This window comes from Solidesulfovibrio alcoholivorans DSM 5433 (assembly GCF_000702665.1).
GTDB lineage: Bacteria > Desulfobacterota > Desulfovibrionia > Desulfovibrionales > Desulfovibrionaceae > Solidesulfovibrio > Solidesulfovibrio alcoholivorans.
Map to the genome: position 1 here is coordinate 1 of NZ_JNJA01000019.1, position 19491 is coordinate 19491.

At 67.8% G+C, this 19491-nt stretch carries 21 protein-coding genes; 8 read left to right on the forward strand and 13 right to left on the reverse strand.

Going from position 1 to position 19491, the window contains the following annotated elements; all coding sequences use genetic code 11:
• Window positions 1–99 precede the first annotated feature (99 nt).
• On the reverse strand, window positions 100–1287 hold the full coding sequence (locus tag Q368_RS0120065) for a pyridoxal phosphate-dependent aminotransferase (RefSeq protein WP_029460826.1): 1188 nt from the start codon (window positions 1285–1287) through the stop codon (window positions 100–102).
• A 21-nt stretch (window positions 1288–1308) separates the two neighbouring features.
• The gene (locus tag Q368_RS0120070) at window positions 1309–1674 is read right to left on the reverse strand and encodes a glutaredoxin family protein (RefSeq protein ID WP_029460827.1); all 366 of its coding nucleotides are present in this window, start codon (window positions 1672–1674) and stop codon (window positions 1309–1311) included.
• 111 nt (window positions 1675–1785) lie between these two features.
• Between Q368_RS0120070 and Q368_RS0120075 the strand changes: the two genes are divergently transcribed.
• Window positions 1786–2235 (forward strand): metal-dependent hydrolase, encoded by a 450-nt coding sequence (locus Q368_RS0120075; RefSeq protein ID WP_029460828.1) that lies wholly within the window; start codon window positions 1786–1788, stop codon window positions 2233–2235.
• Between the two features lie 15 nt (window positions 2236–2250).
• Here Q368_RS0120075 and Q368_RS0120080 read toward each other — a convergent pair whose 3' ends face one another.
• Window positions 2251–3036: a type 2 periplasmic-binding domain-containing protein gene (locus Q368_RS0120080; protein WP_052360311.1), complete on the reverse strand. Its 786-nt coding sequence runs from the start codon at window positions 3034–3036 to the stop codon at window positions 2251–2253.
• 204 nt (window positions 3037–3240) lie between these two features.
• Between Q368_RS0120080 and Q368_RS0120085 the strand changes: the two genes are divergently transcribed.
• Window positions 3241–4221 carry a chemotaxis protein gene (locus Q368_RS0120085; RefSeq protein WP_029460830.1) on the forward strand — a complete coding sequence of 327 codons (981 nt, stop codon included), beginning with the start codon at window positions 3241–3243 and terminating at the stop codon, window positions 4219–4221.
• 6 nt (window positions 4222–4227) lie between these two features.
• Here Q368_RS0120085 and Q368_RS0120090 read toward each other — a convergent pair whose 3' ends face one another.
• The 7 genes from Q368_RS0120090 to Q368_RS23470 form a co-directional block, all read right to left on the reverse strand.
• Complete coding sequence (locus tag Q368_RS0120090; protein ID WP_029460831.1) at window positions 4228–4989, reverse strand: N-acetylmuramoyl-L-alanine amidase family protein; 762 nt, start codon at window positions 4987–4989, stop codon at window positions 4228–4230.
• 26 nt (window positions 4990–5015) lie between these two features.
• Window positions 5016–5747 (reverse strand): hypothetical protein, encoded by a 732-nt coding sequence (locus Q368_RS0120095; protein WP_029460832.1) that lies wholly within the window; start codon window positions 5745–5747, stop codon window positions 5016–5018.
• A 148-nt stretch (window positions 5748–5895) separates the two neighbouring features.
• Window positions 5896–6189, reverse strand: a complete 294-nt coding sequence (locus Q368_RS0120100) for an MTH1187 family thiamine-binding protein (protein WP_029460833.1) — start codon at window positions 6187–6189, stop codon at window positions 5896–5898.
• A 14-nt stretch (window positions 6190–6203) separates the two neighbouring features.
• A complete protein-coding gene (pbpC, locus tag Q368_RS0120105) occupies window positions 6204–8549 on the reverse strand; it encodes a penicillin-binding protein 1C (RefSeq protein WP_245611417.1) in 2346 nt (781 codons plus the stop codon).
• Entirely contained in the window at window positions 8528–9316 is a 789-nt protein-coding gene (locus Q368_RS0120110; protein ID WP_029460835.1) for a response regulator, read from the reverse strand. Before Q368_RS0120110 ends, pbpC begins: the two co-directional genes overlap by 22 nt.
• A gap of 77 nt (window positions 9317–9393) precedes the next feature.
• Complete coding sequence (locus Q368_RS0120115) at window positions 9394–10053, reverse strand: FlgO family outer membrane protein (protein WP_029460836.1); 660 nt, start codon at window positions 10051–10053, stop codon at window positions 9394–9396.
• A gap of 14 nt (window positions 10054–10067) precedes the next feature.
• Entirely contained in the window at window positions 10068–10595 is a 528-nt protein-coding gene (locus tag Q368_RS23470; RefSeq protein ID WP_156955796.1) for a hypothetical protein, read from the reverse strand.
• Between the two features lie 236 nt (window positions 10596–10831).
• Between Q368_RS23470 and Q368_RS0120125 the strand changes: the two genes are divergently transcribed.
• The 6 genes from Q368_RS0120125 to Q368_RS0120150 all read left to right on the forward strand — a co-directional run bounded on the left by Q368_RS0120125 (window position 10832) and on the right by Q368_RS0120150 (window position 15605).
• Complete coding sequence (locus tag Q368_RS0120125) at window positions 10832–11209, forward strand: desulfoferrodoxin (protein WP_029460838.1); 378 nt, start codon at window positions 10832–10834, stop codon at window positions 11207–11209.
• 4 nt (window positions 11210–11213) lie between these two features.
• Window positions 11214–11726 carry a ferritin gene (locus Q368_RS0120130; RefSeq protein WP_029460839.1) on the forward strand — a complete coding sequence of 171 codons (513 nt, stop codon included), beginning with the start codon at window positions 11214–11216 and terminating at the stop codon, window positions 11724–11726.
• Window positions 11727–11806: 80 nt separating this feature from the next.
• The gene (locus tag Q368_RS0120135; protein ID WP_029460840.1) at window positions 11807–13486 is read left to right on the forward strand and encodes a 2-oxoacid:acceptor oxidoreductase subunit alpha; all 1680 of its coding nucleotides are present in this window, start codon (window positions 11807–11809) and stop codon (window positions 13484–13486) included.
• Window positions 13487–13496: 10 nt separating this feature from the next.
• Window positions 13497–14336: a 2-oxoacid:ferredoxin oxidoreductase subunit beta gene (locus tag Q368_RS0120140; protein ID WP_029460841.1), complete on the forward strand. Its 840-nt coding sequence runs from the start codon at window positions 13497–13499 to the stop codon at window positions 14334–14336.
• A gap of 160 nt (window positions 14337–14496) precedes the next feature.
• Window positions 14497–15261: a SagB/ThcOx family dehydrogenase gene (locus tag Q368_RS0120145; protein WP_029460842.1), complete on the forward strand. Its 765-nt coding sequence runs from the start codon at window positions 14497–14499 to the stop codon at window positions 15259–15261.
• The gene (locus Q368_RS0120150) at window positions 15258–15605 is read left to right on the forward strand and encodes a hypothetical protein (protein ID WP_029460843.1); all 348 of its coding nucleotides are present in this window, start codon (window positions 15258–15260) and stop codon (window positions 15603–15605) included. The genes Q368_RS0120145 and Q368_RS0120150 overlap by 4 nt, the downstream gene beginning before the upstream one ends.
• A gap of 90 nt (window positions 15606–15695) precedes the next feature.
• On the opposite strand, the gene glpX is transcribed toward Q368_RS0120150, so the two are convergent.
• The 3 genes from glpX to rpiB all read right to left on the reverse strand — a co-directional run bounded on the left by glpX (window position 15696) and on the right by rpiB (window position 19488).
• Window positions 15696–16679, reverse strand: a complete 984-nt coding sequence (gene glpX / locus Q368_RS0120155; protein WP_029460844.1) for a class II fructose-bisphosphatase — start codon at window positions 16677–16679, stop codon at window positions 15696–15698.
• Between the two features lie 332 nt (window positions 16680–17011).
• Complete coding sequence (tkt, locus tag Q368_RS0120160; RefSeq protein WP_029460845.1) at window positions 17012–19006, reverse strand: transketolase; 1995 nt, start codon at window positions 19004–19006, stop codon at window positions 17012–17014.
• Window positions 19007–19032: 26 nt separating this feature from the next.
• Window positions 19033–19488 carry a ribose 5-phosphate isomerase B gene (gene rpiB, locus Q368_RS0120165; protein ID WP_029460846.1) on the reverse strand — a complete coding sequence of 152 codons (456 nt, stop codon included), beginning with the start codon at window positions 19486–19488 and terminating at the stop codon, window positions 19033–19035.
• Between the last annotated feature and the right edge of the window lie 3 nt (window positions 19489–19491).

Genomic DNA, 19491 nt, shown 5'->3' on the forward strand with positions numbered 1-19491 from the left:
CGGGAGGTCTCACCCCCCCCTTGAAAGTTTTTCGGGGAAGGAGGGGGCGTGGGGGAGGAAACCCCCTTTTTTCAAAAAGGGGGTTTCCTCCCCCACATCTCACGCTTTCTTCCGCTCCGCCGCGAGCCACGCCGCCAGGCGGTCGCAGCCGGCGTCGATGTCGGCCTCGTCGCCGCCGCAGGACAGGCGCAGGCTTTGCGCGCCGCCCGGGCCGAAGCTGTCGCCCGGGATGACGATGACCTGCGCCTCGCGGATCAGGCGCGTGGCCACGTCCATGGGCGCAAGGGGCAGGTCGTAGCGGGCCATGGCGTAGAACGCGCCGGCAGGGCGGTTGAAGCCGACGGCCGGGGCCATGGCGGCCAGGCGCTTGACCAGGCGGTTGCGCCGCGCGGCCAGGGCGGCGACGAAGCCTTCGTAGATGCCCTGGGGGCCGGTCAACGAGGCCAGCGCGGCGATCTGCGCCGGGGTGGGGGCGCAGATCGCCGCGCAGTCGTGGACCTTGAGCATCTGCGCCATGATCGGCTCCGGTGCGAAGGCGAAGCCGACGCGCCAGCCGGTCAGGGCGTAGCGTTTGGAAAAGCTGCCCACGGCGACCAGGCGCGGCCGCAACTCCGGCACGCTGGCCAGGGAGAAGGCCGGCGCGTCGTAGGAGAGCGCGTCGTAGGTGTCGTCGCAGATGACGCACAGGTCGTGGCGCAAGGCGATTTCGGCCACGGCCAGGAGGTCTTTTTTGGCGAACACCGCGCCCGTGGGGTTGTGGGGCGAGTTGATGACGATGGCCCGGGTGCGCGGCGTCACGGCCGCGGCCACGGCGTCGGGGTCGAGGCCCCAGTCGTCGCGGCGAAGCGCCACGAAGACCGGCACGCCTTCGGCGAGGAGCACCTGCTCCACGTGCGAGGGGTAGAAGGGCTCGGGCACGATGACTTCGTCGCCGCGCTCGCACAGGCAGAGGATGGCGCACAAAAGCGCCTCCATGCCGCCGACGGTGATGGCGATTTCGGTTTCCGGGTTGGCCGAAAGGCCTTTTTCTACGGAAAGGCGCTCGGCCACGGCCCAGCGCAGTTCGGGCATGCCGGGCTGGAGCGAATACTTGCCTGCGGCCGGGGAGTCGCGCAGCGCCCGACACACGGCCTCGACCACGTGGGCCGGCGTGGCGAAGGAGGGCACGCCCTGGCCCAGGGAGACGCAGTCCCCGACGCCCGCGGCGAGCATGGGCATGAGCTTGGTGGCCGATATCTTGATGTTGCGGGCGCGGGTGGAAAACACGGGGGCGTCGACGGGAGCCATGGAATCGTCCTTTGCGGGGGGCTAGTTGCCGAAAACCATCTTGGGCTGCGCCGGAGCGGCCTTGCCGGCGGCGGCCAGGGCCTTGTCGAATTCGGCCGTGGAAAAGCCGGGGATGACGATGTCGCCGATGATGACCAGCGGGACGCCGCGCACGCCGTACTTCTGGTAGCGCATGTTGGCGACCGGGTCGTTTTCGATGTCGAAGGCGGTGTAGGGAACGCCCTTGGCGTCGAAGTAGGCTTTGGCCTTGGAGCAGTAGGGGCACCCTCTGGTGACGAAGAGTTCCACCTTGGGCGGGCCGGCCAGGGCCGGGGCCTGGAAGGCGAGCAAAGCGGCGAAAAGGACCAGGGCCGGGACGAGGGAATGCGGGAACAGTTTGGCGGGCATGGGGAATCCGGGGTTGGAAAGTTGCGAATGCCTGGTGGTAGCGGCGGCGGGGAGCCGCGTCAAGCGGGAGGCTTCTTGCCAGCCTTTGGCGGGGGTGCTAGGAGGCGCGGCATGCCGGGTTTCAAGACGCACATTGCCGGCGCGGCGGTGGTCGCCGCCGGGGCGGTGGCCGGCACGTCGTGGCTTGGCATCTACCGCCCCGGATTCGAGACCATGGTCTGCCTGGGGCTTTTCTCCGTCCTCGGGGGCCTTTTTCCGGACGTGGACACGGACTCCAAGGGGCGGCGCTTCTTTTACGGCGCGGCCCTGGTGGTGGACGGCATCCTCATCTTTCGGCAGCAGTACCGCTACGCCTCGGTGCTGGGCTTTTGCGCCCTGTTGCCGGCCATCGGCTCCCACCGGGGCTGGACCCATTCGTGGTGGGCGGCGCTGCTCATCCCCTGTTCCGTGCTGCTTGCGCCCATGCTGCTGCTCGGCCTGCCCTGGAAGCCCTTCTTTCCGTACTACCTGGCCACGGTGCTCGGGTACTTCTCCCACCTGTTGCTGGACCGCAAATTCTGAGCCTCCGCCGCGTCCCTAGTGGCGCATTGCCGCAAGCTGCCGGCCGCGTTGCGCGGCCTCGCCCATGAATTCCCCGATGGCGGCGTCGAGGCGCGCCAGGACGTCCGGAGAAACACTCAGGTCGCACATGACGTGACGGAGGTTGCCGGGCGGGGCGTCCGCCAGGGGACACAGGCGCACCGCGGCGGCAAGGGCCTTGTCCTGCCCCGTGCGCCAGGAGAATTCCTCGGGCTCGATGAGAACAGCATCCAGCCGGCCCTTGGCCAGCAAGGGGAGCATCCGGGCGGGGTCGGACAGGCGGTGGAGGCGTCCTTCGGGCAAGGCGGCGAGGAGCGCGTCGGCCTGGGGGCCGTAGGAGAAGGCGTTGCGCAGCCCCCAGTGCGGTTTCGCGGCCAGGAAATCGGCCAGGGTGGCCTTGTCCGGACAGGGGGCAGCACCCACAGCCACGGCCAGGGGGCGGTCGCGGGATATGGGCACGCTGAAGCGCGCGAAGGCCGCACGGTCCGGGGTCTTGAACCAGCCCACGGCGCAGGCGACGGTGTCGCGGTCGCGGAAGGTGGAGAGCACGCGCCCGGGCGGCATTTCCTCCACGACGTAGGGAATGCGCGCCCGTTCCAGAAAAGCCAGGGTGTTGTCGAGCAGAAAGCCGCCTTCCGGACGGCCGTCCTTCAGGCGGTAAAACGGAGGCCTGTCGAAGACGAGAAGCGTGAGCGTCGGCTCGCCTGCCGCGCCTGCGCCGTGTGTCAGGCCGCAAAGGGCGGCGAGCGCCGCGCAAACGCCATGGAAAAGACATTTCCACATGACGCCCATCCCCGGAATAATGGAGGAAAGATGTGAGCGCATCGCGCGCGATGCCTCATTACTCTCCATGACGCCATGTGATCGCGGCGTCAAATGGAAATACGTTGAACGCGGCCTTGCCTTTTGGGGCGGCGACGGAATAGACTGGCTACACGTCGCCCCCAGACGGCCCCCTTCCCGTCATCCCTGCGGAGCCCCGGTACCATGAGCAACACGAACATCCTTCTCGAATCCGGCACCAACGAACTGGAAATCGTCGAATTCTATCTCGAGGAGCCGTTGCCTTCCGGCAAGACCTATGTGGGCTATTACGGCGTCAACGTGGCCAAGGTCCTGGAGATCATCCGGCTGCCGAAAGTCACGGAAATGCCGCAGACGCCCCATCCCTGCGTGCTTGGCACCTTCAATTTGCGCGACAAGGTGGTGCCGCTGGTCGATCTTGCCATCTGGCTCGGCAAGGACCGCTCGGACAACGCCTCGGACAAGGTGGTGGTGACGGAGTTCAACCGGGTGGTCAGCGCGTTTCGCGTCTCCGGCGTCACGCGCATCCATAGGCTCAGCTGGGAGCAGATCGAACCGCCGAGCATCCAGGTCCAGACCTATTCCGGCAACTCCGTCACGGGCGTGGTTCGGCTGGAATCGCGGGTGGTCTTCATCCTCGACATGGAAAAGATCGTGGCCGAACTCAACCCCGGCCTGGCCCTCAAGGAACTCGACGAGGAGGTCTTCGTCGAACGCCGCAAGGAGCTGCCCGACAAGGACATGACCTTCAAGGCGCTTATTGCCGACGACTCCACGACCATCCGCCGCATGATCGGCACGTCCCTGGAGAAGGCCGGCTTCGAGGTCACGCGCACCATCAACGGCCGCATCGCCTGGGACCAGCTCACGGAGTGGAAGGAGGCCGCGGCCAAGGAAGGGCGGCCCATCACGGATTTCGTGCACATCCTGGTCTCGGACATCGAGATGCCGGCCATGGACGGGCACAGCCTCACGCGCAAGGTCAAGGAGGACCCGGTGCTCAAGCAGTTGCCGGTGATCCTTTTCTCTTCGCTCATTACCGACAGCCTGCGCCACAAGGGCGAGGCCGTCGGCGCGGACGACCAGATCTCCAAGCCCGAGATGCTGCAACTGGCCGAGCGGGCCCGGGCGTTGGCCTGGGAGCGCCTGGCCGCCACCGTCTGAGCCGCTCTAACGTCCTTTTTCCCCGTCACACCAGACCGCGACCGCCCGGGCGATGGCTTGGGCGGTTTTTTGTCGCCGCTGCGGCCCGGACAGGGCGATTTCCTCGTCCCGGTTGACGATGACCCCGGCTTCGACCAGCACGGCGGGCATATGCGCGCCGGCGAGCACCGCCAGCCCGTCGTAGCGGTAGACGCCCACGGCGTCGTCCACGAGTTCCCGGCGTTCGCCCGGGAGGTCGGCGGCGTGGTGGCGGGTGAAGGCGAGCCCGGCCGCGGTCAGCTCTCGGCCGATTTCCTTGGCCAGGGCCAGGCTTTGGCCCGCGAAGGCGTTGCGCGTGGAAAAAAAGAGCGAATACCCGGCGTAGCGGTCGCAGTAGCGCCGGTTGCGGCCGTCCACGCTCCAGGTTTCGAGGAACTGCGGCTGGACCGAGTCGTGATGGATGGAAACAAGCAGTCCCGCCTTGGCGGTATTGGCCCTGGCCGCGCGCGCCGCGGGCGGCAGGTCGCTGCCCTTGGGGTCGAGGAGGAAGGCCTTGGGGAAGCCGGCGGCGGCAAGGGCCGCGACCACGTCCCTGGCCAGACGCAGGTTGAAGTCGTATTCGGGCGCGCCGCGGGCGCTGGTCGCGCCCGGGACTTTTGGCCCGTGCCCGGCGTCCACGGCGATGGCCAGGGACGCCTTGGCGCAGGAAGCCCTGGCCGCATCCGCCGCCGGAGCGGCGGATGCGGCCAGGAAAACGCACAAGAGCAGGGTGGCGAGAACCGGGCGCATGTGTGGCCCTTTATCCGCAAGCCCGGTCAGGCCAGCTTGCCGGCGTCCTTGAGCGCGGACTTGAGCCCGCTTTCCTGGAGGTCCTGGGGCGCGGTGAGCAGCTGGTGCAGGAATTCGCTGGTGTTTTCCGAGAGCCAGGCGTCCTTGTCCAGGGTCTCGATCAGGCGCAGGCGCTCGGCACGTTTTTCCGCGGGCTGGGACTTGTCGGCGTCCAGGCGGTGCTTGAGGAAGTGCACGAAGAGGTTCGCGCCGAAAACCGAGGTCTTGGGGTCGAGGTTCACGAACACCCGGTGCAGGTCGTCGCGGGTGCGTTCGGCGGCGATGCCGCGCAGGAAACGCCAGGGGGACGTGCCGCAGGTCAGGGAGGCCCAGAAGTAGCGCAGTTTGTAGAAGCGCCGGCCGGTGGAGAAGGCCTGCTCCAGGTCCGTGCCCGTGCAGATGCCGTCCACGCAACTGCGCAGCGCCCGCCGGTAGGGCAGCTCCATGGCGGCCAGGACGACCTGCCACAGCAGGTAGAGGTTGATCAGCGTCATGATGAGGATGCTGCTGTTGCGCAGCGTCGGATTGACGTCGCTGGCCCAGTTGAGGAACAGGTAGATGAAGATAAACAGCAGCACGGCGTAACGCAGTACGTTGGCGAGCACGTGGCCGAGTGACCCCATCTTCCATTGCAGCCGCAGCAGCAGGGCGATGAAGATGAGAAATACGACGGTCTGGAAGTAGATGCTCATGTCCATTTTCGCCAACTGATCGAGCATGGCTCACTCCTCGAAGGTTGCGTGGTAAGAGGGGGCGCATGCCGGCGGGAGGACCGCCGGCCGGGCCGGGCTGCTGTTGTCGCGTGTCGCTTCCGTGTACCGCCGCAGGGGGGGCTTGGCAACGGTCGCGGCCCGGCTGCGGCGGGCGCTACAGTTTTTCCTCCACCGCGCGGACCTTGGCCGCGAGCCGGCCGGACGGGCCGTCGCGCAGGTCCACCCGGATGACCACGTGGATGCGGCTACAGTCCGTGGCCAGCGCGTCCTTGCAGCGGGTGACGAGGGCCATGACCTCGTCCCATTCCCCTTCCACGCTCGTGGACATGGGGGAGAAGACATAGGGCAGCCCGCTTTCCTTGATGATGCGCACGGCCCTGGCCACGTACTCCGAAAGGCTGTCGCCCTTGTCCAGCGGAAAGATGGAGAAATCCAAAACGGCGCTCACGAGAGTCCTCCTTGTTATTCGACGCCCACGGTCACGGCGTCGCTGCGTCCCTGGTCGTCGACGCACACCACGCGGTGGCGGCCGGGGCTCGGTTCCCAGAAAAGCCGGTCGCCGGGCGGTCCCTGGGCGGCCAGTTCGCCGTCCACATACCAGGAAAGCCGACGGCTGTCGGCAGGGGCCGCGGCGGCAAGCGCGATGCGCTGGAGCGAGGCCGGCACGTCGCGCCGAAAGACGTAGGGCGTGGCCGCGCTCGGCGAGACCACCCGGGGCCCGGGCCCGGCCGGCGCGCCGCAACCCGGCGCGGGCGCGGGCGGGGCCTCGAAGGGGATGCCCACGGCCCGCCAGTAGGACACGAGCTCGGCCGGATAGCGGGGCACGACCACGGAGGTTGCCTCGTGGCTGCCCAGACAGTCGGCGGAAAGGGCCAGTCCCGTGGCCGCGTCCACGAGCTGGCGGCGGTGCACCGGGCAGGGGCCGAGGTGCGTCACGCCGGGGATGATCCTGGCCGTCACGCGGCGGGGGCAGTCCGGGCCGGGCAGTTGCCGGCTTTCGGCGCAGACTTCCACCTCGCGGATGTTGCACCACAAAGGCGTGGCCAGGCGCGAGCCGTGGGGCTCCACGGCGCGGAAGAGCTCGAACAGGATCGGCCCGGCGTGGACCGCGCCCGAGATGCCCTTGACCGGCGTGCCGTCCATGTTGCCGACCCAGACGCCGACGACCTTGTCCGCGCTGTACCCCACGGCCCAGGCGTCGCGGTGGCCGTAGGAGGTGCCGGTCTTCCAGGCCACGGCCGGCACGGCCAGGGCGCGTTCCCAGGACGTGGGCAGGTCGGGGCGCTCCACCTTGGCCAGCATCTCCGTGACCAGCGCGCTGGCCTCGGGGGAGTAGAGGCGCGTCGCGGCCCCGGCCGGGCCGGCCAGGAGCTTGGGCGGGCGGTGTTCGCCGCCGCAGGCCAGGTCGGCGTAGGCGTCGGCCAGGGAGAGGAGCGTCACCTCGCCGCCGCCGAGGACCAGCGACAGGCCGTAGTAGGAGGCCGGCTTGTCCAGGGTCGAAAGCCCTTCCTTGCGCAGCAGGTCCAGGAACCGCGCCGTGCCCACGTCGTTTAATAGCCGCACCGCCGGCACGTTGAGGGAGGCCGTGAGCGCCTGTTCCGTGGTCACGCGGCCGCGAAACAGGCCGTCGTAGTTTTTCGGCTTGTAGCCGCCGAAGGCGGTGGGGATGTCCAGGAGCTGGCTTTGGGGAAAGACGAGCCCGGCGTCCATGGCCATGGCATAGAGGAAGGGCTTGAGCGCCGAGCCGGGCGAGCGGCGGATGGTCGCGCCGTTGATCTGGCCGAAGCGGGCGTCGCTGAAAAAGTCCGTGGACCCGACCATGGCCAGCACGTCGCGGCTGGCGACGTCGAGGACCACCGCGGCCACGGCCCCGATGCCCTGGGCGGCGAGCGCGCTTTTGCGGCCGCGCAGGATGTCCGCCGCGATCTTTTGCAGCGCGGGGTCGAGGGTCGTGTCCACGCGCGCGGCGCTTCCTGCCGCCTCGCGCGCCAGATCGCAAAACTGCGGCGCGACAAAGGGCGGCTCCATGAGCTTTCGCGGCACGGGCGCGGCCATGGCCGCGGCGGCGTCGGCGGCAGTAAGCACGCCCCGGCGGGCCATGCCCGCAAGGAGCGCGTCGCGGGCGGCCTTGGCCCGCCTGGGATGGCGCAGGGGGTCCAGGGCGTTCGGCGCGCGCGGCAGCACGGCGAAGAGCGCGGCCTCGGCCAGGGAGAGGCGGTCCGGGGTCTTGCCGCAATAGAACATGCTGGCCGCGCCGATGCCGACGATGTTGCCGCCGTAGGGAGCCATGTTGAGGTAGCGTTCCAGGATGGCGTTCTTGGACAGCCGCCGTTCCAGGGCCAGGGCGGCCAGGGCCTCGCGGCATTTGGCGAGAAGCGTGCGGGACTTGGGCTCGGCGAGCCTTGCGAGCTGCATGGTGATGGTCGAGCCGCCGGAGACGACGCGCCCGGCGCGCAGGTTGGAGACGGCCGCGCGCGCAAGCGCCAGGGGATTGACACCGGGGTGGCTGTGGAAGTGCCTGTCCTCGGCGGCGATGACCAGCCGGGGCAGGATGGGGGCGATGGCGGACAGGCGCGTGGGAAAACGCCAAGCCTCGTCCGGGGCGAGGTAGAGGCGAAGCGGCACGCCGTTTCGCGCCGCGACCACCGTCGCGCCCGGCGGCGCGAGCGCGGCCAGGGGAAAGGGCAGCCGCGACGTGGCCAGCCACAGGCCGCCTGCGGCCAGGAGCGCGAGCGCGACGACGCACGCGGCGGCGCAAAGAAGACGGCGTTTCGTGGCGGCGCCTGTTATTGGCCTGCCCTGGCGCACAGTTCGCGGTAGTTGGCCAGGATTTCCAGCATGTCGAGCTGCTGGTGTACCCGGCAGATGCATTCCTCGACCTGGACGGGCTTGACCAGGAAGTCGTTGGCACCGACCTTGAGGAACTTGACGGTCTGCGTCCCGCCCTCGGCCGAGACGCCGATGACGGCCAGCTTGTCCTTGGCCCAGGTGGCGCGCAACTCCTCGATGAGCCCGAAACCGTCGAGGTGCGGCATGTTGTAGTCCGTTACCACGAGGCTCACGTCGCCTTCCCGGCGCAGCACGTCGAGGGCCTGCCTGCCGTCCTCGGCCTCGAGGACCTGCAGGTTGAGGTTGCCGAGCAGCTTCGTGAGGTGCAGCCGGAACAGCCGGGAATCGTCCACCACCAGCGCCTTGAGGAACTGGTTCTTGTACAGCCGCTCGATGAGCCGTTCCATGGCCGTCATCTCGGACATGGTCTTGACGAAATAATCCACCACGTTCTGCTCCAGGAGCTTCTGGCGGACCTCCTCGTCGAAGGTGGCGGTCATGACTACGGAGGGGATACCGAGCGATGTGGCCAGGGGCACGATGCCGCCGTCCTCGTCGTCGGGCAGGTTACGGTCGAGGATGGCCACGAAGATGGCGTCGCGCTTTTCCGTCATGGCCTCTTTGGCCTCGGCCAGGGTGTGGGCGACGAGGGTGGGGAAGGGCGTGGCTTCGGCGATGTGCTGGCTGATGATCTTGGCCTGGACGCGGCTGTCTTCCACGACCAGGACATGGCGCAATTCGTTCATGACACCATCCTTATGCGTCCCGAATCATGGGGAAGCATAAGAGATGGGACGGCCGGTGGCAAGCCGGCCGCGACGCGCTACCAGTGGCGGGCCATGGTGTAGGGGATCATTTCCCGGCGGAATGTCTCGGCATCGACGGTGGAGACCGTGGGCGTGGAAGAGGACGCTCCCGGCCCGCCGAGCGCGCCCACCGTGGCGTCCATGGGCAGGGTGCGGTTGGCCGCGGCCACGATGTTGTTGTTGCGCGCGTCGATGACCTCCAGGGCGAAGCGCACGCCGCCGGGCGTGACCACGTAGGTGCCGGCCACGACCAGGGTCGCGGTGGCGCGCCCCACGGCCAGGGCCTTGGCGTCGCGGGTCAGGGTGAATTCGCCCTGACCCCGGCTGACCATGATGTCCCCGGCCTTGCGGATCTCCTGGACGTTGTAGCCGAGCGCCACCAGGGCCGTGGACAGCTCCTGGCCGAAAAGCCGCGCCAGGGGCGAGGCGCGGCTCAAGTCGCTCAAATCCGCCGGCGTGGTCACCACCACCCAGTACAGCCCCCGGCTGTTGTCGCGGGTGTACATGCCAAGGCGCGGCACGAGCTGGCGGTCGAGCTCCCCGGCCAGGGCCATGGCCACCTCGGGGTATTGCGGCTGGGGCGGCGCTGTGTTGCCGCCGCACAGCGCGGCCATGAGCAGCGGCGCGAACACGAACGGCAGAAGCAGAAGTGGCAGGGCGCGAAGAGCGTATTTCATGGCGGCCTCCTTGGTCATTGGCCTTGGGCCGGCTTGGGCGCGGGTTGCGGCGCTTGTCCGGGAGCGGGTTGCGACGCGGCATTCGGGGCCGGGGCCGGCGCGGGCTCGGGCGGGAATTCCACGGGCGAGGGCTTCGCGCCGCCCGCTCCCGCCGGGCCGTCCTTGGCCGGCGCGGCCGCCGGCATGGGGGCCTGGGCCGGAACGGGGTCCAGGGGAATGATGGATTCCGTGGGCGGCTCGTAGCGTTGTTCGAGCTTGGGCCCGGCCGGGGCCTGGGCCTTTGGCGCGGACTGTTGCGGCGCGGGACGCGGCTGGCGCTTGCGCGGCTTTTTCACCCGCCGGCGCTTTGCCGGAGCGGGAGCCGGCGTGAAGGGCAGCGGCGGCGTGTTCGGCGTCGGCGGCGCGTTGATGTCGCGGATGGGAATCTGCGTCGGCAGCGGCGCGGGCATGCCGGCCTCGGCCGTGTCGCGGGTTTCGACAAGGCTTGCGGCGGCGATGCACGCCGCCAGGACGCAGGGCAGGAGCGTTCGCGCTGGGTGCATGGGGTTTCTCCACGGGGCCCCCTTGGGCCTCCTGTCCCTGTCATCGGTCGGTTGGGGGAAATCTTTACGGCTGCGGGGACAGCCGTTGCGAAGGTGTTTCCGTTGCGCCCGGGGGTTGCGCAAAGAGCCGGGAAGTGGTTTATGGAACCATAAGGTGTTGCCCGCTCCGCGCGCCTGGTTCTCCCCGGCCGGCCCGCGCGAGAAAAGACTATCGGGGATCAGAAGGAGTGTAGCAAATGGCTAAGCAGCTGGAAATCTACAAGTGCGAAGTGTGCGGCAATATCGTCGAGGTCCTGCATGGCGGCGACGGCGAACTGGTCTGCTGCGGGCAGCCCATGAAACTCATGACCGAGAACACCGTGGACGCTTCCAAGGAGAAACATGTTCCGGTCATCGAGAAGACCGCCGACGGCTATCTGGTCAAGGTCGGCGCGGTGGCGCACCCCATGGAGGCCAAACACTGGATCGAGTGGATCGAGTTGGTCGCCGACGGCAAGGCCTACCGCCAGTTCCTGAACCCCGGCGACACCCCCGAGGCGACGTTCTGCGTCAAGGCCGAGAAGGTCTACGCCCGCGAATACTGCAATATCCACGGCCTGTGGAAGAAGGACTAGCCCCATGCTGTCCCCGACCATGGTGAAGGCGCTCAACGATCAGGTGCATTGGGAACTGTATTCCGCCTACCTGTACGTGTCCATGGCCACCTATTTCGAGGACAAGGGTCTCATGGGGTTTGCCAACTGGATGCATGTGCAGGACCAGGAAGAGAAGTTCCACGCGCAGAGGTTCTACAACTACATCGTGGAGCGCGGCGGCCGCGTGATTTTGCAGGCCATCGAAGCGCCGCCCCACGACTGGGCCTCGCCACTGGCCGTGTTCGAAGAGGCTCTGTCCCACGAGGAAGGCGTCACGGCCCGCATCTACAAGCTGATGGACTTGGCGCTCGAGGAAAAGGACCACGGCACGGCTTCGTTCCTCAAGTGGTTCATCGACGAGCAGGTCGAGGAAGAGGCGAGCGTGGCCGATGTCATCTCCAAGCTCAAGCTCGTGGACCAGACCCCGGGCGGGGCATTCATGCTCGACAAGGACCTGGCCGCGCGGGTCTACGTGCCGCCGACCACCGCCGCCTAGCCGTTTCGGAAAATATGTCCAACCCCGGCCGCCCGCGCCCGTCGCGGGCGGCCGTCCTTTTGCGCAAGGGAGCGAGACATATGGGCGCATCCGCCATCAACATCGTCATCGGAGGCGAAGCCGGCCAGGGGCTCGTGACCGTGGGGGAATTTCTCTCGCGGGCGCTGGTGCGCGCCGGCTACGCCATCGTCGTCACCCAGGACTACCAGTCCCGCATCCGGGGCGGCCACAACACCTTCGCCATCCGCGTGGGCAGCGAAACCGTGGCCGCGCCGACCGAGGGCATCGACCTGCTCGTGGCCCTTTCCGCCGACGCCCTGGCCATCCACAAAGAACACCTCACGGACCGCGCCCTGGTGCTCGCCGACGCGGCCCACGGCCTGGCCGGGTCGCCGGGACTGGCCATTCCCTACAAGAAACTGTGTCCCAAGCCGCTTTACGAGAACATGGCCGCGCTCGGCGTGCTCGGGGAACTGCTGTGTCTGGACCCGGCCTTCCTCACCGGGCTTGTCGCCGAGAAATTCGGCAAGAAGGGCGAGGACGTCGTCGCCGCCAACCGCCAGGTGTTCGCGGCGGCCGCGGACTGGACGCGCGCCCAGAAGGCCTCCTTCGCCTGCCTGGCCCCGCCCGCTTCGCGCGGCAAACGGGTCATGCTCCACGGCAACGAAGCCATCGCCCTGGGCGGCATGGCCGCGGGCGTCAATTTCTGCTCCTTTTACCCCATGACCCCGGGCACCTCGGTCATCCAGACGTATATCGACCACGCCGACCGTATGGGCATCGTCTGCGAACAGGCCGAGGACGAGATCGCCGCCGTCATCATGGCCCTTGGCGCGTCCTACGCCGGCGCGCGGCCCATGGTCTCCACCTCGGGCGGCGGATTCGCGCTCATGGTCGAAGGCGTGAGCCTTTCCGGCATGCTGGAAACGCCGGTCACCATCGTCGTGGCCCAGCGCCCCGGCCCGGCCACGGGCCTGCCCACCCGCACCGAGCAGGCCGACCTCGACCTGGTCCTTCATGCCGGCCACGGTGAATTTCCACGCGCGATCTTCGCGCCCGGCACCCTCGGGCAGTGCTTTCATCTGGCGCACAAGGCCGTGGATACGGCCGAGCGCTTCCAGTCGCCGGTTTTCATCCTGACGGACCAGTTCCTGGCCGACAGCTACCGCGACGTCGCGCCCTTCGACCTGGACGCCTTGCCGGCCGTGTCCCGGGCGCTGACGACCGTTCCCGACCCGGCCGGCTACCTCCGCTACGCCGTGACCGAAGACGGCGTCTCGCCGCGCCTCGTGCCCGGGTTTTGCGAGGCGACCGTCGTGCTCGACAGCGACGAACACACCCCGGACGGCCACATCACCGAGGACCTCGCCGTGCGCGTGACCATGCAGGACAAGCGCATGCGCAAGCTCTCCGGCCTGGCCCAGGCCGCCTTGCCCCCGGACGTCTACGGCGACCCCGACGGCGCGACGCTTCTCGCCTGCTGGGGCTCGACGCTTGGCGCGGCCCTGGAAGCGGCCGAGGCGCTTCACGAAAAGGGGGAAAAGGCGGCGGTGCTGCATTTTTCCCAGCTCTGGCCGCTTGCGCCGGACGCCTTCCTGCCGACCCTCCGCAAGGCCCGGCGCACGGTCATGGTCGAGGGCAACTTCGCCGGCCAGTTGGCAAGGCTCATCCGCCGCGAAACGGGCTATGCCTTCGACGGCCGCGTCAACCGCTACGACGGGCTGCCGTTTACGGCGGCGTACATCCTGGAAAGGCTATAGGGAGGACGCCATGGTGACTGCGCAAGACTACGGCGAATTCGAAACCGCCTGGTGTCCCGGCTGCGGGAACTTCTCCATCCGCAAGGCCGTGGTCAAGGCCCTGGTGGAACTCGGGCTGCCGCCCCACAAGGCGGTCTTCTCCACGGGCATCGGCCAGGCGGCCAAGGCCCCGCACTACATCCGCGTCAATGCGTTCAACGGCCTGCACGGCCGCTCCCTGCCCGCCGCCACGGGCATCAGGCTCGCCAACCCGCAGCTCGCCGTGTTCGCCGAATCCGGCGACGGCTGCTCCTACGGCGAGGGCGGCAACCACTTCCTGGCGGCGCTTAGGCGCAACATCGACATCACCTACATCGTCCACGACAACCAGATCTACGGCCTGACCAAGGGCCAGGCCAGCCCGACCACGCCCAAGGGCCAGAAAACAAAGACCCAGCCCCACGGCGCTCCTTCGAACGCCTTCAATCCCGTGGCCGTGGCCGTGACCATGGGCGCTTCCTTTGTCGCCCGGGGCTTTGCCGGCGAGATCGACCACCTGGCCGGGCTCATCGCGGCCGGAGCGCGTCACCCGGGATTTTCCCTCATCGACGTGCTCCAGCCCTGCGTTTCCTTCAACAAGGTCAACACCTACGCCTGGTACAAGGAACGCTGCTACAAGCTCGGCAACGACCACGACCCCTCCGACCCCCGCGCCGCCCTGGAGAGGGCCATGGAGTGGGGCGAGCGCATCCCCATCGGCATCCTGTATACCAACGACCGCCCGGCCTTCGGCGTGGGCGCGAAAACGCCGCTCGCGACGCAGGAGCCCGACAGGGGCGCGCTGCGGGAGATTATCGAGGGGTATGCGTAGGAAGGGGAGATAAGGGGAGATAAGGGATAAGAGAGAAGAAATGCCTCCGGCGGCCAGGAGGGGCCGAGGGCCCCTCCTGGACCACCCCGAAAGGGGGGATGCTTGAGACTGGCAGACAACGGAGAACTGGTGGCGAGGCGTTTTCTTGGGGAGGTGAGGGATGCGGTTTGATTTGAAGTTCTTCCTGAAGGACACGGTGCGCAAGATGGTGGACTTTTCCACCACCGCGCAAAATCGCGGCCTGCCCGCGCCGCCGCTAGAGCAGCCGTATCCGGCCGGGGCCGCGCTCGTGGCGCTGCCGGGGCCGGGCGACGGCTGGCCCGGGATCGCGCCGGTTCCCCTGGCGGCGGCCATTGCCGGCCGCCGTTCCAGGCGGGTTTTCGACGATGCGCCGCTTTCCCTCGAGGAACTGGGCTTTCTGCTCTGGGCCACGCAGGGCCTGCGCAAGGCCCCGGGCGCATCGGGGTTCCGCACCGTGCCCTCGGCCGGCTGCCGCCACGCCCTGGAAACCTATCTCGCCGTCTTCCGCGTCGCAGGCCTGGAAAAGGGTCTCTACCGCTACCTGCCCGTGGAGCACGCCCTGGTGCTCGAGGACGCGCCGGAGCAGCTGGAGGCGCAGGTCAGTCGGGCCGCGTTCGACCAGCGGTTCGTGGCCAGGGGGGCGGTGACGTTTTTCTGGACCACGGTTCCCGAGCGCATGGAGTGGCGCTACGCCGAGGCGTCGTACAAGGTGATCGCGCTTGACGCCGGCCATGTCTGCCAGAATTTGTATCTGGCCTGCGAGGCCGTGGGCGCGGGGACGTGCGCCGTGGCCGCGTATGACCAGGAAGCCTGCGACGCGCTTTTGGGCGTCGACGGCGAGGAGGAATTTACCGTATATCTGGCCCCGGTCGGCAAGATCGCGGCCAAGGGAGAAAAGTCATGAAGAAGGTGGCGCTTTTTGCGTTTCGCGGCGATATTTCCTGTTTCGTCCACGTGCTGTTAAACGCCCTGGAATTCCGGGAGAAGGGCTACGAGGTCAAGGTGGTGCTCGAGGGCGAAGCGACCAGGCTCGTGGCCGTGCTGGCCAAGGCGGACAACCCTATGCATGGGCTGTTCGAGCAGACGAAATCCCTGGGGCTTTTCGCCGGCGTCTGCCGCGCCTGCTCGCACCAGCTCGGCAGCCAGGAAGCGGCCGTTGCCGAGGGCTTCGCGCTGCTTGACGACATGCACGGCCACCCCGGCATGGCCCCCTACACCGACGACGGCTACACCGTCCTTATTTTCTAGCCCCATTCTTTCCCATCAAGGGGGTCCGGGGGGGATTATCCCCCCCCGGCCGCCGGAGGCCTCTTCCCTTATCTCCCTCTCTCCCTCCCCCTAATCGTATTTCACAGCGCTGATTTCCATCAGCTTGTCCAGCCGGATGCGCGTTTCGATGCGGCGCATGGTGCCGGTCTTGCCGCGCATGACCAGGGAGTGGGTGATGGCGTGGGTGCCGGTGAACTGCACGCCTTCGAGGAACGTGCCGCCCGAGATGCCGGTCGCGGCGAAATAGGTGTCGTCGCTGTTGACGAGCGTCTCCTCGGTGAAAATCCGGTTGCAGTCGATGCCGGCCTCGGCCAGGGCCAGCTTTTCGTCTTCCAATTGCGGATCGAGGCGCGCGAGCAGCCGCCCGCCGAGCGCCCGGATGGCGCAGGCCGAGAGCACGCCTTCGGGCGTGCCGCCGGTGCCGAGCATGACGTCCACCACGTTTTCGGGATCAACGGCCATGAGCGACCCGGCCACGTCGCCGTCGGTGTGCAGCTGGATGCGCGCGCCAACGGCCCGGATGTCGGCGATGAGGCTCTTGTGTCGCGGCTTGTCCAGAACGAAGACCACGAGGTCGTCCACGTCCTTGCCAAGGGCCTTGGCGATCTTTTTCAGGTTGTCGCCCACGGGCGCGTCGAGGTCCGCGGCGTCGCGCGCCTCGGATGGCACCACGAGCTTTTGCATGTAATAGCTCGGCCCGGGGTTGAACATGGAGCCGCGCGGCGCGATGCCGACCACGGAGATGGCGTTGGGCCGGCCGTAGGCGAGCAGGTTCGTGCCCTCGACCGGGTCCACGGCGACGTCCACGGCATGGCCCTGGCCGCTGCCCACGCGCTCGCCGTTATACAGCATCGGGGCCTCGTCCTTCTCCCCCTCGCCGATGATGATCATGCCCTCGATGGGCAGGGTGTTGAAGGAAAGGCGCATGGCGTCCACGGCGGCCTGGTCGCCGGCGTTCTTGTCGCCGCGCCCGAGCCAGCGCGAGGAACTCAGCGCCGCCGCTTCCGTGACACGTACCAGATCCAAGCCGAGATTTCTGTCCGGCGCTTCCATGCAGGCTCCTTTGCAGTGGGGGAAAACGAAGAATGTGGGGAAGAGCTTCCATGCCCCTTTGCTGCGGGCTGCGTGGCCCGGGTTCCCTCCCCGCGCCCCTCCTTCCCAAAAAACTTTCAAAGGGGAATAGAGGAAACGGCCCCGAAAGTCGAAGCTTTCGGGGCCGTTTGAAGACGTTTTTGTCGAAGCTGTGTCGCTTGCGCTAACTCCGGTTCGTCCGGAAGGCGCACAAGGGTTTATTCGTTCTCCCCTTTGAGGAGGTCCAGGAGGGGGTCACCCCCGCTTGGCCGCCGGAGGCATTCTTCTCTCGTCTTTTCGCTTCACTTTCTCCGCTACTTCGCAGCGTAGGCTTCTTTTATCTTGCCGGCCAGGTGTTCGGGCGTGAAGCCGTAGAGGTCGGCCAACTTGCCGGCCGGGGCCGACGCGCCGAAGTGGGAGATGCCGTAGACCCGGTCGAGGCTGCCCGTGTACTGGCACCACAACTCGGGCCGGCCGGCCTCCACGGCGTAGCGGAAGGCGACGGTCGGCGGCAGCACGGCCTTTTTGTAGTCCTCGGGCTGCTCGTTAAAAAGCTCCAGGCACGGCATGCTGACCACGCGGATGGCGATTTCGGGCAGGAGTTTGGCCGCGGCCTGGGCCAGGGATACTTCCGAGCCCGAGGCCAGAAGCAGCATGTCGGGTTTGCCGCCCGGGGCTTCATCGAGCACGTAGCCGCCGCGCGCGACCCCTTCCTTGAGGCCCGGATAGACGGCCGGGTCGAGGATGGGCAGGTTCTGGCGCGTGAGCAGCAGGCAGGTGGGCCGGCTGGTCTGCTTGAGCGCCGTGTCCACGCAGGCGGAGGTTTCGTTGGCGTCGGCCGGGCGCATGACGAGCATGTTGGGAATGAGCCGCAGGGAGCTCACCTGCTCGATGGGCTCGTGGGTCGGACCGTCTTCGCCCACGTAGAAGGAATCGTGGGTGTAGACGTGCAGGGCGGGCACGCGCTGGAGCGCGGCCATGCGCAGGGCGTTCCTGGCGTAGTCCGAGAAGATGAGGAACGTGGCGCTAAAGGGCAGCAGGCCGCCATGCAGGGTGATGCCGTTGACGATGGCGGTCATGGGGAATTCGCGCACACCGAAGCACAGGGCACGCCCGATGCGGTCGGCCTTGCCGAAGATGCCCGTGATGTCGCGGAACTTCTCGGTCATGTTGGACGGGTCGAGGTCGGCCGAGCCGCCGACGAGCAGCGGCAGCTGGTCGATGAGGCCGTTCAGGGCCGCGCCCCAGGCCGAACGCGTGGCCACGGCCTTGGCCGGCTCGAACACCGGCCAGGAGAGCGTGCGTTCGGGGCGGGGCTTGGTGATTTCGCGCCACAGCGCCTCGAAGGCGGCGTCGCCGGCGAACTTGTCGTCCAGGGCCTTGTCCCAGGCGGCGCGGGCGGCGGCGAGCTGCGGGAAGCGGCCCTGGAAATGGGCCAGGACGTCGTCGGGCGCGAAGAACGCCTCGTCCTCGGGCAGTCCCAGGTGCTTCTTGGTCGCCTTGATCTCGTCTTCCTTGAAGGGCGCGCCGTGGGCTTCGTGCTTGCCTTCCATGGAAAAAGCGCCCTTGGCGATGATGGTGTTGCCGATGATGATCGTGGGCTTGGCCGTTTCGGCGCGCGCGGCGTCCAGGGCGGCATGGATGGCGGCGTGGTCGTTGCCGTCGATGTCGATGACGTGCCAGCCGAGGCCCTCGAAGAGCTTCACGTGGTTGGTGGCGTCGCACACGCTCGTGGCGCTGGCGAGCTGCACTTTGTTCTTGTCGAAAAGGACGATCAGCCTCCCGAGGCCCCACAGGCCGGCCAGCGCGGCCGAGCCCAGGAACACCGGGGCCTGCACGTCGCCGTCCGAGGACACCACGTAGGTGTAGTGCCCGGCGACGTCCTCGCCCAGGCGCGCGCGCAGCATCTCTTCGGCCACGGCCATGCCCACGGCCATGGAAAAGCCCTGGCCCAGAGGGCCGGTGGTGCATTCCACGCCCGGGGTCTCGTAGTTCTCGGGGTGGCCCGGGGTGCGGCTCCCGAGCTGGCGGAACTGTTTGAGGTCGTCCATGGTCAAAACACCGCGCAGGTAGAGCAGGGTGTATTGCAGCATGGATTCGTGGCCGGCCGAGAGCACGAACCGGTCGCGGCCGAACCAGGCCGGGTCGGCCGGGTCGAAGCGCAGGTAGTCCTTGAATAGGACGTAGGCCATGTCGGCCGAGGACATGGCGCCGCCCGGGTGGCCGGATTTGGCCTTGAAGGTGGCGTCCATGATCAGGCCTTTGATGACGTTGACGGCCTTGGCATCGATGGCGGCGGGAGCTTGCATGGGTATCCCTCGAAGAAGTTTGGCGTTTACAGCGGCGCGGCCAGTCCGCACGACTCGATGAGGTCCACGCGGCGCTGGTGGCGGCCGCCCTCGAAGCCCGTTTCGAGAAAGACGTCGGCGATGGAGGCGGCAAGGCCCGCGCCGATGACGCGCTCGCCCAGGCACAGCACGTTGGCGTCGTTGTGGAGCCTGGTCATGCGGGCCAGATATTCGTTGACGCACAGCGCGGCGCGGATGCCGCCGATGCGGTTGGCGGCGATGGACATGCCGATGCCCGTGCCGCAGACGAGGATGCCGGCGCTTTCCGGCGCATCCAGGACGTTGCGGCACACGAGCTTGGCGAAATCGGGGTAGTCGACGCTTGTCGCCTCGGTGGGGCCGAGATCGACCACTTTGTGCCCGGCGGCGGCGAGATGGGCGACGAGCGCGGCCTTGAGGTTCAAGCCGGCATGGTCGGAGCCGAGGAAAACGGTTTTGGGCATGGG

Bases quoted from the DNA above. Each gene is read 5' to 3' on its own strand.
- Q368_RS0120150 (WP_029460843.1), top strand. From the start codon at position 15,258: ATGAAGAAGGTGGCGCTTTTTGCGTTTCGCGGCGATATTTCCTGTTTC.
- Q368_RS0120125 (WP_029460838.1), top strand. From the start codon at position 10,832: ATGGCTAAGCAGCTGGAAATCTACAAGTGCGAAGTGTGCGGCAATATC.
- glpX (WP_029460844.1), bottom strand. From the start codon at position 16,679: ATGGAAGCGCCGGACAGAAATCTCGGCTTGGATCTGGTACGTGTCACG.
- Q368_RS0120110 (WP_029460835.1), bottom strand. From the start codon at position 9,316: ATGAACGAATTGCGCCATGTCCTGGTCGTGGAAGACAGCCGCGTCCAG.
- Q368_RS0120115 (WP_029460836.1), bottom strand. From the start codon at position 10,053: ATGAAATACGCTCTTCGCGCCCTGCCACTTCTGCTTCTGCCGTTCGTG.
- Q368_RS0120145 (WP_029460842.1), top strand. From the start codon at position 14,497: ATGCGGTTTGATTTGAAGTTCTTCCTGAAGGACACGGTGCGCAAGATG.
- Q368_RS0120065 (WP_029460826.1), bottom strand. From the start codon at position 1,287: ATGGCTCCCGTCGACGCCCCCGTGTTTTCCACCCGCGCCCGCAACATC.
- rpiB (WP_029460846.1), bottom strand. From the start codon at position 19,488: ATGCCCAAAACCGTTTTCCTCGGCTCCGACCATGCCGGCTTGAACCTC.
- Q368_RS0120070 (WP_029460827.1), bottom strand. From the start codon at position 1,674: ATGCCCGCCAAACTGTTCCCGCATTCCCTCGTCCCGGCCCTGGTCCTT.
- Q368_RS0120135 (WP_029460840.1), top strand. From the start codon at position 11,807: ATGGGCGCATCCGCCATCAACATCGTCATCGGAGGCGAAGCCGGCCAG.
- tkt (WP_029460845.1), bottom strand. From the start codon at position 19,006: ATGCAAGCTCCCGCCGCCATCGATGCCAAGGCCGTCAACGTCATCAAA.
- Q368_RS0120090 (WP_029460831.1), bottom strand. From the start codon at position 4,989: ATGCGCCCGGTTCTCGCCACCCTGCTCTTGTGCGTTTTCCTGGCCGCA.
- Q368_RS0120130 (WP_029460839.1), top strand. From the start codon at position 11,214: ATGCTGTCCCCGACCATGGTGAAGGCGCTCAACGATCAGGTGCATTGG.
- Q368_RS0120075 (WP_029460828.1), top strand. From the start codon at position 1,786: ATGCCGGGTTTCAAGACGCACATTGCCGGCGCGGCGGTGGTCGCCGCC.
- Q368_RS0120095 (WP_029460832.1), bottom strand. From the start codon at position 5,747: ATGCTCGATCAGTTGGCGAAAATGGACATGAGCATCTACTTCCAGACC.
- Q368_RS0120085 (WP_029460830.1), top strand. From the start codon at position 3,241: ATGAGCAACACGAACATCCTTCTCGAATCCGGCACCAACGAACTGGAA.
- Q368_RS0120080 (WP_052360311.1), bottom strand. From the start codon at position 3,036: ATGTGGAAATGTCTTTTCCATGGCGTTTGCGCGGCGCTCGCCGCCCTT.
- Q368_RS0120140 (WP_029460841.1), top strand. From the start codon at position 13,497: ATGGTGACTGCGCAAGACTACGGCGAATTCGAAACCGCCTGGTGTCCC.
- Q368_RS23470 (WP_156955796.1), bottom strand. From the start codon at position 10,595: ATGCACCCAGCGCGAACGCTCCTGCCCTGCGTCCTGGCGGCGTGCATC.